This is a genomic window from Klebsiella sp. GFKo11, assembly GCF_056490265.1.
Map to the genome: position 1 here is coordinate 3,120,626 of NZ_CM151369.1, position 15,889 is coordinate 3,136,514.

Sequence of the window (15,889 nt, forward strand, 5' to 3'; positions counted from 1 at the left end):
AGAAAAGCGTTGGGCCCTCCGGCATAGATTAAATCTGGCCGGAGGACCTGCTACTTAAAAGACAGGGACGGCATTATGCAAAAGCATCACCGCCAAGCTGCAATGTTCCATTGAGGGATGAGGTTTTTATCACGAAATTCTGCCCGCCGGGCCAGACGACGGCGTTAGTTGCGTCCGTTACCATGCCAGAAATAGACGGGAGCTTATCCGTGGTACCGCTGCCTGCAATTCTCGCAATTAATTCGGGTATCGCGGCAGCGACCCCCAGAACCAAAGCAACAATGATCGCAACAACAATGCGCACTGCACCCTCCAGCATTTTAGCAACGCCAAACGTAATACACGCAGCAATAATTCCGGCAATGACTTCGGTGATAATGACCCATGTCGCTTTTTCAACCCAGCTGTTTTTATCAGCTGGCCGCAGATCATAATATGAGAGCGTTTGTTCACCTTGATCATTGTTACCTAGCTTAACGCCCAGATAGCTGGTGGACTCGGCATAGGCATCTATACCTGGCAATATAGGAATATGCACTTTCATATACACCACCAACGTATCACCCTGCACCATCATCCAGAATTGTTGGCAAACGGGATAATAATCGCTCAGGGCATAGGTGATTTTCTTCATCGGGACATCTTTGGTATTGACGATCTTGGTATTATTCCCCGTAAGCTGAAAGTAGCTGTCGTCAACATTGTTATCCCACGCATTCGCCAGGGTCGGCAAGGCCATCTGTTGTAAAAACATTGATTGTGAGATCGAAAAACCTGATTGCTGTCCGTCGGGGACTGCCGCCGGGGCAATCTGGTTAGCCAGTCCATCAACGCTGTGATCAAGTACCATGCATAGCACGCCAAATAGCTGATTATTGCCGGCGGTATCCTGGTAATAAGCATAATCAGTCGTTGTGGGTTTAAGCCAGGCAAAAGCACCGCTGGATGCCTTCATATTTAAATTAACCGTATTAAAAACATAGGTTATTTGCTCAAGATGGGCGTTGAGATAACCTTGAATGGCCGCTTTTAACAATGCATTAAGCGTTTCATCGCCAGAGTTGGGATTATCTATTTTCAGAACCACGACTGGCTCGACGCCAGAACCTGGACTGCTCTGGTTGAGTTTTAAATTATAAGGAATACCATTTTCTTCCTGTGCATTTTGCTGCTCAAGGTACTTCAATGTGACCTGGACTGTGGCGATCACTCCATTAATACTGAGAGGATTGCCCCCCACTGGCGTCAGCGTCCCATTGGCGACCGGTATTTTCATATTCATCAAACCGCCTGTTCCGCCAGCAGTAATTAACCATGGGCCAAAGTTGCCATTAATAGTTAATGTTACTAACGACCCTTCAAGGGTGTAATCAAAATTTGTTGGGTACTCGCCAGAGGCGGAGAAAACCTCATTGACTTTATCAACCGGAACAGCAAAAACAGTGTCCCAGCCCAGGGTAGTAAACGTCATCGGATCATATAACGATTCACCTTGTAAAGTTGTCGCCAGACGATGGCGCCGGGTCAACAATTGTTTGTTGGTATGCTCGGAACGATTGATTAACTGGCCGCTGAGCAGCGAGGGGTTATTTTCATGGTCAGGAAATTGGAACCGTAATGCACCACGATAAAGGGCATCTTCGGGTAATACCGTTTCAGTAGACATGATGAACTCCTAACATTGGGTAGCTATTTCAGCGGTGACCTATGCGGTGATAAATGCATTCCCACCAAACTGGAATGTTCCATTCAGTTGGGCGAGCGTAGGGGTAAATGATGTGCCGTCAGGCCAGCTGACTGGATTGGTCATATCAATTACCAAACCCTCAACCGAAGGCAGATGATCTGCGACACCGCCACCAACGATAGTGGCGACCAGACTGGCCGTAATAGCAGCCGCCCCCATCACAACCGCAATGACGCAGGCCACCACAATACGTGCGGTGGTCGTCGCCAAAACGCCCACGATGGTGCTGATCACTGCGCCCAACAATGCAATCAGTACTTGAGTAATCACAATCCAGTTTGCGATGTCTACCCAGTGATTTTGGTTAGGGGGAGCGGCTTCTACATAGCCAAGTGTGCTGGTACCATCTTCTTTCGTTACCAACTGAAGCGAGAGATAACAGGTTTCTTCGTAATAAGCATCTATGCCAGCTGAAATATGACAGTGCACCTTCGAGTAAATACAAATCATATCAGCATCAATCCAAAGTCGAAATTGCTCGATTTTAGGATGGTAGTTAATTGCTCCATATTTTACGGGGGCCGTGGGAAGTTGCCTATTCGCAATAATGGTGGTGTCGATTGCTAATAACTTAAAATCATCTGCTGTGGTATTTTGACCAAATGCTACAGGTAAACCGGGCAAAACCATTTGTTTCATAAATAATGGCTGGGAAACTGAAAACCCGGATTGTGATTCTGGAGGAATAGCCATTGGACCGAGTTGGTTAGCCGCAGTCCCCGGCTCATTATCTTGTACCATACAAAGAACACCAAATACGGCGTTATCAATACTGGCAGCATCATAATAGGCGTAGCTACTGTAAGTTGGTTTAAGCCATTGGAAACTTTCTTTATCGGCCACCATATTGAGGTTGATAGTATTAAAAACGTAGGTAAACGCAGACAGGTTTTGATTTAAATAGGCCTCAAAAGCCGCAGAAGCCGTTGCCAGTACCGCTGGGTCGCTGGAAGCAGGCAATTCAACTTGCAGGACTGTGACTGGATAAAGACCGCTTTGTGACTGAGTATTGAACCGTAGGGCATTCAGTGTGCCATTCTCAGGTATCTGCGGTTGCGGAACATAAACCAAATTTACCGAAATGGTTACTTTTCCCCCTGCCATATCAATTGGCTGCACACCAACGGGGGTGAAAGTACCGCTACTAATTGGAAGCGCCATGCGTACAATTCCGCCGCTTCCCCCGGTCGTGAGTGCCCAGGCACCGAATTTACCTTTAATATTGACGTTAATAATCGAACTATTCAGCGTGTAATCAAATGATTCAGGGTATGCCCTGGAAGCAGCAAAGGCCGTATTCACATTTTTTACCGGTACCGCAAATACGGTATCCCATCCCAGGGTATCGTTTTGTTGCACGGTCCTCAACGCCGTATGGCCAGCGATTCCGGGCGACTGTGGGCCAACCGCGCCGAGTGATGCGGCGCCGACATGCGGGGCGCCAAAAATGCCTGGAATTTGAATTCTGACCGAACGTTTAGTGGGGGCAGTGTCATCTTGAGAAACAGGATCTTTAATTTCACTCATACTATAACTCTCCGATGATGTTGTTTAAATACATGACTGTTTTAATCCCCAAATACTGTCGACGGTATTAAACTACGCGTGAAAATATTTCACTGAACTTACGTAGCTAACCTGTCTGGAACGATAAATGTCTCCAGTTAACCATTCCCGGGGAGTGCCACAGATTATTTACTGGTCATCACAATCGCATCTTCCATTGTAACGGAATCAGCAACAAAACTACTTGCTCCAATAAAATGAACGGATGAAGGAGGTACGGCAGGAAAAAAATTCCCGGAGATCTTATCTGATAAATCTTTGACCAGAGCGCGGGCAATGAGACTGACTACCGCGGCACAGATACCATAAATAACTGGCCCAAGTGGTATCCAGTACCAAGGGATGTCGATGTCATAGCCCGAATTTGGATTCGGATCTGATAAGAAACTGATGGTTTTATTATCGCTATTAAAATAGAACGAATTATTGGCAGTAACATTCCAGCTACCACTCAAACCAGCATAAAAATCACAATCTCCACTAGCCTGAACATTGAGTGAATTATTGTGTGCGGTAGCGACCATACGTGACATTCTGGGGTAATAGGTAATTGCGGCCTCTTTCATTCCCCCAAGAGATATTGATGTACCTGGCCTGAGAGAAAGCGAAGTCACTGCCCCTGAATTAATGACGAAAGCATCCGCTGGCGTTCCAGCCGGTAATGAGGCTAATAATCCGGGCAAAATAACATTTTTAAAATAAAGTAGGTTAGAAAATGCAAAACCCGAGGAAGCACTGCCTTGCTTCACCAGTGCTGGATCGCAAATAAGGGGAAGATTATCGATTGACTGAGCACTTGATAATAGTACCAGATAACCGCGTTTAGGGCTATTCAGTTCAAAGTATGCATAGGCAACATTTTGTGGTGCCAGCCAGCTTTCCACTCCCGGTTGGACGGGGTTAATGGAGGCAAATATAAAACTGAGTTCGTTGGCATGATCGACTAGCGCTTGCGCTAATGCATTAAGAATAATGGCCTGGACATCCACAGCCGGAGGTAATTTTGAAAAGCCTAACGGCAGCACCAGCCCTGGATATCCTTGTCCTCCAAGAGTCCCGGCTTTTTCGAAAGCAAACCGCAGAACCTTTACCGCCGGATCTGTTGGTGAAGGAAGTAAAGCCAAAGATATCTGCATTAATGCTGCTGCCCCAGCCAGATCGATTGGACTGCTATTAGACGAGGTTAATGTCCCGGTCTGGAAGTTAATTTCCAGGTTTAGTAATGCGCCATTACTACCGCCCGTGACGATTTGCCATTGGCCAAATTTCACCTCGATATTGAAATCACCTAGCTGACTATGGATCTCACTATTAAATCCGGGAATTAACGTTGATGCGGTTTGCGACAGAGCATTATTAGCCTCACGGATATCTACCGCATAAGCGGTATCCCAACCAAATAAATTCATTTTGGCAGCCCTCGATAGAAAGTATAGGTATTTAATGGAGAACATTCCTACTGGATTAGTGATAGTTCAGCGTTGTGCGAGTGTCAATAGATTGTAATGTAGCCGATACGCATCTTTTTTAATGCCAGTGCCGTCTTGTAAATAATTACTTGTTGAAATTCAAGTCTAATTAATAAAATGCAAATTATATATATGTTTAAATGTCAGTTAAGTTCGTATAAAATAATAAAATAAATATTTCAGTGGGTTAGGTTTCATAAAGAAGTCCGTTAACAATCATTATCTATTGAAAATTCAGCGAGCTAATGAAACTGGAAAAAAACATGAAAAAAATGCTCCTTGCTAATAACTGCATTGTATCTACAATTGAAGATTCTTACCCTATATCACGTGCTTTCAAATTGAGTAAAGAATGCTGTGTTTATGTCCGCAGATATATACCCTAAATAATTCGAGTTGCTTAAAGGTGGTAAGATTCATTATCACGTAACACGACACTCATCCCGATCAAGCATCTGGTGCCTTCAAACGCACAATGAAATGTGAACCCCCGCATCGCCAAAAATCATCTACACTTTTTCAGCCAAACCATTTTCATGCCCACGAGACGTGATAGCCACCAGACAGAACACCCGACTCACTGCAGGCGTCAGCCAGCAGCCTTGTTTTCTCAATAGAGGAGTTTGTAGCATGGCATTTGTGACAACCAAAGACGGCGTTAATATTTTCTATAAAGACTGGGGTTCCAGAGATGCGCAGCCCATTGTATTTCACCATGGCTGGCCGTTAAGTGCGGATGATTGGGATAATCAGATGCTGTTTTTCCTGGCAGAAGGCTTCCGGGTGATTGCTATTGACCGGCGCGGTCACGGTCGCTCAGACCAGGTGAGTGAAGGTCATGATATGGATCATTACGCCGCGGACGCTTCGGCTGTGGCGGAACATCTGGATCTGCATAACGCCGTGCATATCGGGCATTCTACCGGCGGCGGGCAGGTTGCGCGCTATGTTGCAAAGTACGGCCAACCACAGGGACGCGTCGCCAAAGCGGTGCTTATCAGTTCGGTTCCGCCATTGATGGTCAAAACGGACAGCAATCCAGGCGGGACGCCTGTTGAAGTTTTTGATGGTTTTCGCCAGGCGCTGGCTGCTAACCGTGCGCAGTTTTATCTCGACGTCGCTTCCGGGCCTTTTTATGGCTTTAACCGCGATGGCGCAGAGGTGTCGCAAGGTACCATTCAGAACTGGTGGCGGCAGGGTATGATTGGCAGTGCGAAGGCACACTATGAGGGGATTAAGGCGTTTTCTGAAACCGATCAGACCGAGGATTTAAAAGCCATTACGCTACCGGTGCTGGTTATGCAGGGGGATGATGATCAGGTTGTTCCCTATCAGAATGCGGCGATATTGCAGGATAAACTCCTGTCTGATAGCCAGCTAAAAATTTACCCCGGCTACCCGCACGGTATGCATACCACCCATGCTGATGTGATTAACGCCGATCTGCTGGCGTTTATTCGATCGTAACTGAGAAATCAGAAAGGCCGCCAGATGGCGGCCTTAATCGAAGCGTCAGGCCTGATTCAGGCTCTCATGCTGGAGGATTTTCAGTAACTCATCCTTCAACAGAAGTTTTTCTTTCTTCATATGAACAAGCTCAAGACTGTATCCTTTGCCGTCAGCTCCTTCTATCCGGGAAATATCGTGATCGAGCGCGTTATGTTTTTCGAATAGCGATTGAAAGCGCGAGTGCGAGGTTTTCAATCGAGAAATCAACTCTCTGTGTTCTGGAAACATGTACCTTCCTTGTTGATAGAAAAACGTGTGTACGAAGACACACACGTTTAGATTAACCACAGCAATGAAATGGTAATGAGAACAGTGTCGCGTTTATGTTACAGGCAGAGGAATTTCAGGCGCTGGGGAGGGGGGCCGTAACTAAGAGCCTATCCCATTAGGCTCTTAGCCGCTGGTGGGGTTTTAGTAATTAAATGGAATCCGCCAGGCGGTCGACAACAACTCTTCCACTATTATCAAACTGCGTTATGCGGTAATTCACACAATACGAACGACGGGTAGTAAACTGATTAAATAAGGCCACGCGGCCTTTTTTGTCGCCGTTGCTATTGATAATGATCCATTCAGTGACATCCGTTGCGTTTATCATATCGTCGCTTGCGCATTGTTGTTCAACCAGGCGATCTTCTTCTTCTACCAACAAAAAATCTCGTAACATTTACTTATCTCCGCTCATCATTGTTTTTAACAATACTCCTTTTATCGATTCATTCAATTAAACATTTTAATCAATTAACGTAATTATTAGCCGGAAACTTATCGTCTTGTTTGAGTGCTCATTGTTTTGTTTTTAAAGGAAAAATAATTAATTCATGACGCAAAAGGGCAGATTTAATTCCATTAGAATAACTTTCTCTTTGATAAAATCGTATGTGACAACGTCACATTCTCTGAAATGCAAAAAGCGTGTTCAAACGATAAGTGGGCACGCTCGACGGGTTAAAACTTGAACATCAGACCTGGCTCACAGATAAGAATTTTGTATTATTGATGCGAACTTGATCACTTGACTGGACAAGTGGCGCTCGCCTATGTTGAAAGCACCTTCTTATCCGTTCCAGGGAGCAAGAAACATGGGCATCATTCGTACCTTAAACGGCGACATTGCCGCTAATCAACTGGGCGTGACCTACAGCCACGATCATATCTACTGTATTCCGCCTTATTGGGCAGAACGTCAGGATGACGACCTTTTGCTGGATGACCCGCAGGCTTCCGAGCGTGAGTTAAGTGATTTCCGTCTGGCTGGTGGCAACGCTATCTACGACGCCACCGCCCCGGATTACGGTCGCCATGCGGCAACCGTCGCCGAAATGGCCCAGCGTCAGCAACTGCACATTATCGCCACCGCCGGTTTTAACAAAGGCTTTCTGTGGAGCAGCCTGCGTCCAGGTTTTTCACAAAGCTTTGCTGACTGGATTGCCAACTCAGAAATTGATGAACTGGTTGAGCACGTCTGCCACGAAGTCACCGAGGGGATCGAAGGAACCCCGCATCGGGCCGGGGTGGTGAAGTGTGGTACGGGATATAACACGATTTCTCCGTTAGAGAGAAAAACCATGGAAGTCATTGTCCGCGCCCAGCAGCGCACTGGCGCGCCGATGCACAGCCATACGGAAATGGGGACGATGGGATTAGAACAGGCGCAGATTTTTACCCGTCTGGGGCTGGATCTTTCCCGCTTATGTTTCGCTCACATGGATCGCAACCCCGAACCCTGGCTGCACCGTCAGATCGCCAACACCGGGGCGTTTCTCTCTTTTGACGGTATCAGCCGCATCAAATATTACCCTGAACATATCCGCACCCAGGCCATTCTGGCGCTGTGCCAGCACGGTTATCAAAAGCAAATCCTCATCGGCGGCGATTTTGCCCGCAAATCGATGAGCGCGCATTACGGCAAAGGGGGATTGGGGCTGAAGTTTATCCTCAGCGACTGGCGGCCAAGATTCGTCGAAGAGGCGCGGGAGGCCGGGTTTGACGGCGAAGCGTTGTTGCATGACTTCTTTATCGAAAATCCGGCTCGCTATTTTACTTTTAGCTAAGGGGGCGCGATATGAAACTTCACCATCTCAATGAACGCGAAGCCCGGCGGGCGTTACAGAAGGCGCAGATTGCCTTGCTGCCGCTGGGTGCGGTCGAGCCACACGGTGATCACCTGCCTCTGGATACCGACAACCTGCTGGCCGAGCGCTTTTGCGCCCGGCTTGATGAGCAGTTAGGCGAGTGCGCGCTGAGCCTGCCCGTTATTTCTTACAGCCAGGTGTGGTCGCTGCGTGGTCATGCGGGGGCCATTGATATCGGCAATGAACAACTGACGTCGATGCTGGTGTCGCTGGCGGAGAATATGGCCAGCTACGGCATTACTACCACGGCGGTGATTAACGCGCATTACGGCAATTTTGATGCCATTAAAGCGGCTTCCCGCCAGCTTAAGGAGAAAGGCATCACGCTGCTCAGCTACAGCTGGGCAGGTATGGAGCAGGAGGTGCAAAAGCGGCAAACCTCGGCGGTGGCTTATCCCGGCTATATGCATGCAGACGAGGTCGAAACCTCGCTGATGCTGGCGCTAGCCCCGGAGTTCGTCACCATGGCGAACGCCCGTGCGCACTATCCGGTATTTCCACAGAATTTCCGCTATCAACCGATACGCTGGACCGAGTTTTCTGATTACGCCGTGCTAGGAGATCCAACCAGGGCCTGCGAAGAGAAAGGCCACGCTTTCGTTCAGCAGGCGCTGGAGACCACCCTGGCCTCTATTCGCCATCACTTAACGCAAGGAGCAGCCGATGATCGAAAGTCAGTCGATAAAGGTTGATTGCCCGGCCAGCAGCCCGGAGGAGGCGATCCGCGAAGCGGGGAACGCGCTCTGTCGCGCGGGAGCCTGTAGCCCGCAATACGTTCAGGCCATGGTTGATAGCTACTGTGAGCTTGGCCCCTATTTTGTCATTGCGCCAGGGCTGGCACTGCCTCACGCCCGCCCCGAACAGGGGGCAATTAAGGCGCAAATCAGCCTAATCAGGCTGCGCGAGCCGCTGGCATTTGGTCATGCGGAAAACGACCCGGTGCAGGTGGTGCTGGGGCTTTCGGCAACCAGCAGCGATGCGCATATCCATCTTATCCAGCATATCGTCACCGTGCTGAGCGATGAACATAACCTGCATACCCTGATGCACTCTCACGATCCTGAACAACTTTATCAGCTGTTAGCCAGCGCATCGTAGGCTGCTCGCAGCGTTTGTAGCTTAATTAACACGGAGTTAATAGCGATGAAAATTCTGACAGTCTGTGGTTTAGGTATGGGCTCAAGCCTGATTTTAAAAATGAACGTCGAAACGGTGTTAAAACAGCACGGTATTCAGGCCTCCGTTGAACATATGGATGTTTCTTCAGCCGCATCGGCCAATGCCGATGTAGTGATCACCAATGCCGAACTGGTGGACAATCTAAAACATCTGTCCTGCCCGGTGGTGGTGGTGAATAACTATATCGACAACGCTGAAATAATCCGGGCATTGACGCAGGCCAATATTCTGCAACCGGGAGCGTCGTCATGAGTGAATTTGTTGGCGTTCTGCGCTGGATAACGATCAATATTTTTGGTGAGGCGTCGATTTTAATTGGCCTGATTGTGTTGCTGGGCTTGGTGCTGCAAAAGAAACCGCTCGCTGATATTGTTTCCGGCACTCTGAAAGGGATCCTGGGCTTTCTGATCATCGGCGCGGGAGCCGGGATTATCGTTTCCGCTTTACTGATATTTCAGCCTATCTGGACCGAGGTATTCGGCCTCAGTTCGATGAACCTGACCAATATTATCGGTCAGGCGCGTTTTAGCGAGCGCTACGGCAGCAGCGTGACGATCGCCATCGCTGGGGGATTCGCCATCAACCTGCTGCTGGCCCGGCTCACACGCTTTAAATATATCTATCTCACCGGGCATATGATGTTCTGGACCACAATGATTTTTGCCGGGGTAATGGTGAACACCGAGCCCGGTATTTCAGCGGTGCAGTTAACGCTAATGCTGACGGTGATTATGGGCCTGTACTGGACGTTACAACCCGCGCTGGTCCAGCCCTGGGTACGCAAAATTACCGGTAACGACAACGTGGCGCTGGGGCATACTTCGGCCTCGGTGGCTCTGCTTGGGGCGCTGTTTGGACAGCTATTTGCGCGTAATAAAATCAGTTCCGAGGATATCAAAGTCCCGAAAAAGCTCGGTTTTCTCCGCGATTCCAACGTGGTGACCGCATTAACGATGTCGCTGCTGTTTTTTATCGGTACCTTTATTCTGCAAATAAAAGGCACGGCGAAGGCGGCTGAAATTCTCGCGCAATCTGGCGACCTGAGCTTCTACATCTACGCGCTCAAGCAGTCGCTGATGTTTACCGGAGGCATCGCCGTGGTGCTGCTTGGCGTGCGCATGTTTATTGGTGAAATGGTACCGGCGTTTAACGGCATTGGTTCGCGGCTGGTTCCCGGCGCAAAACCAGCGCTGGACTGCCCGATTCTGTTTAACTTTGCGCCAAACGCGGTGGTGCTGGGCTTTGTCGGCGCGTTTGTTGGTTCGCTGCTGTGGCTCACCCTGATTGGCCGCTACACCGGCTACGTATTTATTCCCAGCATGATTGTGATTTTCTTCCACGCCGGAACGGCAGGCGTTTTCGGCAACATTACCGGCGGCTATAAAGGTGCGCTACTGGCGGGATTTATCACCTCGACGGTGGTCGCGTGGGGGCAATATTTCTGCGTGACTGGTTTTATCAACAACACCATTCCCGACACCGCATTGTGGGCCGGCGACAGCGATATGTTTGTTCTTGCGCCGCTTATTCACCTTTTGACCAGCATGCTGACGTTCTGACGGGGAGAAAATAGATGAGCGATGCATTGAAGCAGTATTACAGCCAAATCCGCCAGAAGCTGGCTTTTCTCGAACAACGTCCAGATGAGCTACTGCAGGCAGCGGAAATGATGGCGCAGAGCATCCTGGCACAGCACAATATCTTTGTTTTCGGGGCCAGCCACGCCGGAATTCTGGCGGAAGAGATGAGCTATCGGGCAGGCGGTCTGGCCATTATCAATCCGCTTTTCACTCCCGCACTGATGCTTAACGTCAGGCCATTAACCCTGACCAGCGCGGTGGAAAATGTGGAGAATCTGGGGCGAGTGCTGGTTGAGCAGTCGCCGCTGCGTGCGGGTGATACGCTGTTGATTCACTCAGTCTCCGGGCGAAACGCGATTACGATTGATGTCGCGCTGGCGGCGAAATCCGGTGGGGCAAAGGTTATTGCTATTACCAGCCTCGCAACGGCGGCGCGGGTGACGTCGCGCCACTCCAGCGGCAAGCTGCTGGTCGATATTGCCGACATCACCATCGATAACCACTGCGAGTACGGCGATGCTTCCGTTAGCCTGCCGGGCCTGGCGCAGAAAGCCGCGCCGTTATCCACCATTATGGGCGCGACGATTGCCAACAGTCTGGTACTGCGCATTTGCGAAATCATGCTGGAAAATGAGTGCACTCCGCCTATTCTCGCCAGCGCAAACATAGACGGTAATCAGGCGATAAATCAGGATATACTGAGCACATACAGGAGCCAGATACACTACCTCTGAGTGGAGCACAAGTATGTTTGAGTCGGATGGACTCCCTCTCTATTTAAGGATAAAAGACGTTATCCTGCAGCGGATCCTCTCTTTTACCTATGACGATAAACTCCCGGGTGAGCTGCTGCTCGCCGGGGAGTTCAAGGTCGCGCGCGGCACCATTAAACAGGCGATAGATTCGCTGGCCAGCATTGGCATGGTGTATCGGGAGCAGGGGAAAGGGACCTTTATTAACCGCGATGCGTTGCAGAAATACTACACCGACCTCCCGGACGTACTGACCACCTTTGATGCGCCAGGGGCCGTCGAAGTGGACGTGCTGTCGCTAATTTCGACCATGGCCGATCGCCAGGTGGCGGAGCAGATGGGGTTGGATTTAGGCAGCCAACTGATGCGCCTGGAGCGGCTGTTGGTGCAGGGAGAAAAACCGGTCGGCCACGTTCTGACCTGGCTAAATGGGCGGATTTATAATGATTTGAGCCACGTTGACGGCAGCCGATCGCTGTATAAGCAGCTGCGGGAAACCTTCGGCTACTCGCCAGCCAACGCCACGGAGCGCTATACGCCGGTTTCCTGCGATACCCGCACGGCGGGATTGTTAAATATTGAGCCGGGGCGCCCGCTGTTTCGCATTGAGCGAGTCGCCCGCGATCTGGATGACGTGGTGCTTGAATACAGCGTCACGCATACCCTTGATGCCAGCCTGTCGCTACAGATCGCTACCAGCCAGAGCAGCGTGAGCCAACAGTGGAACTGTATGATTGATAAAGGGCGTTAATCCGCTTCCCAGGCGAGAATATCGCCTGGCTGACACTCCAGCGCCTGGCAGATTTTTGCCAGCGTATCAAAACGAATACCTTTCACCTTTCCCGATTTGAGCAGCGACAGGTTCTGCTCGGTGATCCCGACATAAGCCGCCAGCGCCCTGGACGTCATTTTTCTCTCCACCAGCATTTTGTCCAGATTAACCACCACTGCCATAGTCAGATGAACCCCTTATTCTCATTTTCTGTTCAGATCTCCGGAGCATGGAGCGAAACGTCAAAAATAACAAGCCGCCCGTTAGCAGCAGCACAAAATCGCTAAGCAAAAGAATGATCTGGGCATAGGGATGCGGCCAGAAATAGACCAGCGGGACCAGAAATCGAAACAGCGGCAGCAAAACGCCCATACCCAGCATCGCCAGCGCTATAATAGCCGACTCGTGAGTCAGGATCGTCGGTTGCAAACCTCGGTATCATCCCCTGGCTTCCCGCAATTTTCTGGCCATTGTTACCTTTGCCAAAAATCTCTTTACGCCATAGTGTACACATTCTTCTTTTTCATGGAGGTTGGAATGTTAAAAGTCATCGCCGAAGATTTTATAAAACCTGAGGATATTGAGGCTGTTATGCCTTTGTACCGCGAGTTAATAGCGTCCACTAAAAAGGAACCTCTTTGCATCGCTTATGATCTGTATATTGATGAAAAAGATCCGGGTCATTTCATTTTTATCGAAGAGTGGCCGGATCGGGCGGCGCTTAACCTGCATTGTGCAAGTGAACATTTCAGGCGACTTGTGCCGTTAATAGATCACCATAAGCGGAAAGATGCTCAATACATACTGATGAGTTGCCAGGTAAGTGAGGTAAGCTCTTGAAATTAAGAAGAAATGGTTCTCAGCGACCTGCATTTTCCTGCGTGGGGCATTACCACGCAGGAAAATGCAATGACTATCGCCAGGAGGTGGATAGGGGGAAAAACAGGTAAATCGCAACTATCACCGAGATATTAAGTATCACGCTGATGATGAAGTATGATTTAAGTCGAATTATATCCAGGTCAGGCTTAAGGAAGAAGCCTCTGCTATGGGTCAAATTCGCGGCTCTACAGGATGTTTATACTGACGAATAATGTTGCGGACAAAAGGCCCCGTCAAAATGAATCCATATGAAAAAGAGTATCGGCAACGGGTTGCAAATGGCGCTATCGCGTGGGCTGGAGATGGCTATCTCAGGGCAAAAGAACAACAGGAACGTGTTTTTAACTGGCTCAATCTGCATCAGCTCTTTCCCAAACCTGGGGCGCAGATACTTGAACTGGGGTGTGGGAATGGTGCAATGGCAGCACAATATTTTGCTGAACGCGGGTATTCGGTGTGGGGAGTAGATATATCCGAAACCGCTATTCAATGGGCTGAAGAGCGTTTTCAACAAGCCGGTCTCTGCGCAAAGTTTTTTGTCGGAGATGTCTGCCATATCCACCAATGCCGGGATTCATCGTTTGAACTGATTATTGATGGTAGCTGCTTACATTGCCTGATCGAGGATGCCCGGCACCTCTGCTTTGCAGAGGTGCGACGGTTGCTGAAGCCCGAAGGGCGATTTGTGATCAGCTCCATGTGCGGGATGCCTCGTTATTCTAAAGATATTTCTGCTTACGATCCCATTGGGCATCATTTATTAAAAGAGGGTAAGCCCTGGCGGACACTGAAACCCCTTCAGGCACTACTGAATGAGGTGCGGGATGAGCAATTCAACGTGCTTGAGATGAGCGTGAATGAGAACTCATGGTGGGATCATGCCACTCTGGTATGCTCAGTAAATGAACGTTTTGACCAACAGCCAGTTGATTAGCGCACAGTATTAGCGAGCAGCTGTGCCCTAAAACCCAGACAGCGGAAACATCTCGTCTGTTCTTAAACATTTCGACCCGTCCTGGCGTAATCGTTAATCGTCACCTTGTCGCCGTGCTCGGTCGCTCCCGCTCTACCGGACCGGACCTGCTTATCGAAGAAAGTAATGAGCATAGTCTGGAGAGGTGAGTCCCCCTATAGGCCTGATGATAACGTCACTCGAGCGAATGATTTTAATATTGATCGTGCGAGCTTCAAAAAACATGGGTCGCCAAAGTTGTCCGCTTAACCGTGGTGGCGTAATATACGATACATATATAAATCGTTACGGTACGTATAAATGGGTATTGTGAAAATTTCTGACCTGCTGCATGACGACATCCGTGATGCCAGTAAGGCGATGTCGCGTTCGGTCAACGCGCAGGCGGAGTACTGGATCCGCCTTGGAATGATGAGCGAGCTTTATCCTGAGCTTAACCATCAGCAAATTAAACTGATGATGCTGAAGTCCGGCTCCGATCGTTTGCTGGAGGTGATCAATGCTATCAATTCCCATTAAAACCACTGACGAACTCGCCCGCCAGCGCCACGCAGGCGAACTGCTGGCCTCGGTCTTTGACATGCTGGATACCTTTATTCAGCCTGGCGTCACCACCATGGCCATCAACAATCGGGTTGAGGATTTTATCGTCAACGAGTTGCATTCGCGCCCGGCCAGTAAAGGTCAGTATGATTTCCCCTACGTACTAAATACGTCGATCAATGACGTGGTTTGCCACGGTATGCCGAAGGAAACGGAACATCTGAAATCCGGCATGATTGTTAACGTCGACATTACGCTGGAAAAAGGCGGGCTAATTGCCGACTCCAGCAAGATGTACCTGATTGGTGATGTTTCTCCACTGGCTCGTCGACTGGTGAAGAAAACCTATGAAGCGATGTGGAAGGGGATCAAGGTTGTTAAACCCGACGCAACCTTGGGCGACATCGGCCATGCGATCCAGTCCTATGTTGAAAGCAACGGCTACAGCGTGGTCAGAGAGTACTGCGGACACGGCGTCGGTATAGAGATGCACGAAGACCCTCAGGTGTTGCACTATGGCAAACCCGGTACCGGTGCCGTACTTAAAGAAGGGATGGTATTTACCATTGAACCGATGGTAAATCAGGGCGATAGCCGGATAAAAAACAAAAAAGACGGTTGGACGGTGGTCACCCGCGATAAGAAACTGTCGGCGCAATGGGAACACACCATTGCCGTCACCGCGCAGGGGTTTGAGGTATTGACGCTGCGTAAAGGTGAAGCGATCCCGGACTAAGCCTGACAACAGGTTTCAATCCTGCCGACTGAAACCTGTTTAACTC

The 15,889-nt window shown here is 49.4% G+C and carries 19 protein-coding genes; 12 read left to right on the top strand and 7 right to left on the bottom strand.

The annotated features are described in order from the left end of the window. Window positions 1–73: 73 nt before the first annotated feature. From AC07P6_RS15250 to AC07P6_RS15260, 3 genes are all read right to left on the bottom strand, one after another. On the bottom strand, window positions 74–1,666 hold the full coding sequence (locus AC07P6_RS15250) for a TULIP family P47-like protein (RefSeq protein ID WP_478316868.1): 1,593 nt from the start codon (window positions 1,664–1,666) through the stop codon (window positions 74–76). Between the two features lie 39 nt (window positions 1,667–1,705). Next, window positions 1,706–3,274 (bottom strand): TULIP family P47-like protein, encoded by a 1,569-nt coding sequence (locus AC07P6_RS15255; protein WP_434663895.1) that lies wholly within the window; start codon window positions 3,272–3,274, stop codon window positions 1,706–1,708. Between the two features lie 164 nt (window positions 3,275–3,438). Further along, window positions 3,439–4,722 (bottom strand): TULIP family P47-like protein, encoded by a 1,284-nt coding sequence (locus tag AC07P6_RS15260; RefSeq protein ID WP_478316870.1) that lies wholly within the window; start codon window positions 4,720–4,722, stop codon window positions 3,439–3,441. A 690-nt stretch (window positions 4,723–5,412) separates the two neighbouring features. On the opposite strand from AC07P6_RS15260, the gene AC07P6_RS15265 reads away from it, so the two are divergent. Next, entirely contained in the window at window positions 5,413–6,249 is an 837-nt protein-coding gene (locus tag AC07P6_RS15265) for an alpha/beta fold hydrolase (protein ID WP_182238619.1), read from the top strand. Between the two features lie 45 nt (window positions 6,250–6,294). On the opposite strand, the gene AC07P6_RS15270 is transcribed toward AC07P6_RS15265, so the two are convergent. Both AC07P6_RS15270 and AC07P6_RS15275 read right to left on the bottom strand, forming a co-directional pair. After that, complete coding sequence (locus tag AC07P6_RS15270) at window positions 6,295–6,519, bottom strand: HP1242/YdcH family protein (RefSeq protein ID WP_080828775.1); 225 nt, start codon at window positions 6,517–6,519, stop codon at window positions 6,295–6,297. Window positions 6,520–6,709: 190 nt separating this feature from the next. Continuing rightward, a complete protein-coding gene (locus AC07P6_RS15275) occupies window positions 6,710–6,958 on the bottom strand; it encodes a hypothetical protein (protein ID WP_478316871.1) in 249 nt (82 codons plus the stop codon). A gap of 415 nt (window positions 6,959–7,373) precedes the next feature. Between AC07P6_RS15275 and AC07P6_RS15280 the strand changes: the two genes are divergently transcribed. Genes AC07P6_RS15280 through AC07P6_RS15310 form a run of 7 tightly spaced genes read left to right on the top strand, consistent with a single transcriptional unit; the run spans window position 7,374 to window position 12,688 of the window. Then, window positions 7,374–8,345, top strand: a complete 972-nt coding sequence (locus tag AC07P6_RS15280) for a phosphotriesterase family protein (RefSeq protein ID WP_478317020.1) — start codon at window positions 7,374–7,376, stop codon at window positions 8,343–8,345. 11 nt (window positions 8,346–8,356) lie between these two features. After that, window positions 8,357–9,118: a creatininase family protein gene (locus AC07P6_RS15285; protein ID WP_478316872.1), complete on the top strand. Its 762-nt coding sequence runs from the start codon at window positions 8,357–8,359 to the stop codon at window positions 9,116–9,118. Continuing rightward, window positions 9,090–9,524, top strand: a complete 435-nt coding sequence (locus AC07P6_RS15290; RefSeq protein WP_478316873.1) for a PTS sugar transporter subunit IIA — start codon at window positions 9,090–9,092, stop codon at window positions 9,522–9,524. The genes AC07P6_RS15285 and AC07P6_RS15290 overlap by 29 nt, the downstream gene beginning before the upstream one ends. Window positions 9,525–9,569: 45 nt before the next feature. Beyond that, a complete protein-coding gene (locus AC07P6_RS15295; protein WP_110274637.1) occupies window positions 9,570–9,857 on the top strand; it encodes a PTS sugar transporter subunit IIB in 288 nt (95 codons plus the stop codon). After that, window positions 9,854–11,164 carry a PTS ascorbate transporter subunit IIC gene (locus AC07P6_RS15300; RefSeq protein WP_478316874.1) on the top strand — a complete coding sequence of 437 codons (1,311 nt, stop codon included), beginning with the start codon at window positions 9,854–9,856 and terminating at the stop codon, window positions 11,162–11,164. Before AC07P6_RS15295 ends, AC07P6_RS15300 begins: the two co-directional genes overlap by 4 nt. A 14-nt stretch (window positions 11,165–11,178) precedes the next feature. Next, window positions 11,179–11,919: a sugar isomerase domain-containing protein gene (locus AC07P6_RS15305; protein ID WP_478316875.1), complete on the top strand. Its 741-nt coding sequence runs from the start codon at window positions 11,179–11,181 to the stop codon at window positions 11,917–11,919. A 13-nt stretch (window positions 11,920–11,932) separates the two neighbouring features. Beyond that, window positions 11,933–12,688, top strand: coding sequence for a GntR family transcriptional regulator (locus AC07P6_RS15310; protein ID WP_478316876.1), 756 nt, complete (start codon window positions 11,933–11,935; stop codon window positions 12,686–12,688). On the opposite strand, the gene AC07P6_RS15315 is transcribed toward AC07P6_RS15310, so the two are convergent. Further along, on the bottom strand, window positions 12,685–12,891 hold the full coding sequence (locus tag AC07P6_RS15315; protein WP_181486231.1) for a helix-turn-helix domain-containing protein: 207 nt from the start codon (window positions 12,889–12,891) through the stop codon (window positions 12,685–12,687). The genes AC07P6_RS15310 and AC07P6_RS15315 overlap by 4 nt on opposite strands. Continuing rightward, window positions 12,875–13,138, bottom strand: coding sequence for a hypothetical protein (locus AC07P6_RS15320; RefSeq protein WP_434663868.1), 264 nt, complete (start codon window positions 13,136–13,138; stop codon window positions 12,875–12,877). The genes AC07P6_RS15315 and AC07P6_RS15320 overlap by 17 nt, the downstream gene beginning before the upstream one ends. Before the next feature lie 108 nt (window positions 13,139–13,246). Here AC07P6_RS15320 and AC07P6_RS15325 point away from each other — a divergent pair, with 108 nt between their 5' ends. From AC07P6_RS15325 to map, 4 genes are all read left to right on the top strand, one after another. Beyond that, a complete protein-coding gene (locus tag AC07P6_RS15325; protein ID WP_478316877.1) occupies window positions 13,247–13,549 on the top strand; it encodes a putative quinol monooxygenase in 303 nt (100 codons plus the stop codon). A gap of 280 nt (window positions 13,550–13,829) precedes the next feature. After that, a complete protein-coding gene (locus AC07P6_RS15330) occupies window positions 13,830–14,525 on the top strand; it encodes a class I SAM-dependent methyltransferase (protein WP_478316878.1) in 696 nt (231 codons plus the stop codon). Window positions 14,526–14,864: 339 nt separating this feature from the next. Then, complete coding sequence (locus AC07P6_RS15335) at window positions 14,865–15,083, top strand: ParD-like family protein (RefSeq protein WP_004102160.1); 219 nt, start codon at window positions 14,865–14,867, stop codon at window positions 15,081–15,083. Continuing rightward, the gene (gene map, locus AC07P6_RS15340; RefSeq protein ID WP_478316879.1) at window positions 15,064–15,843 is read left to right on the top strand and encodes a type I methionyl aminopeptidase; all 780 of its coding nucleotides are present in this window, start codon (window positions 15,064–15,066) and stop codon (window positions 15,841–15,843) included. The genes AC07P6_RS15335 and map overlap by 20 nt, the downstream gene beginning before the upstream one ends. The last annotated feature ends 46 nt before the right edge of the window (window positions 15,844–15,889 follow it).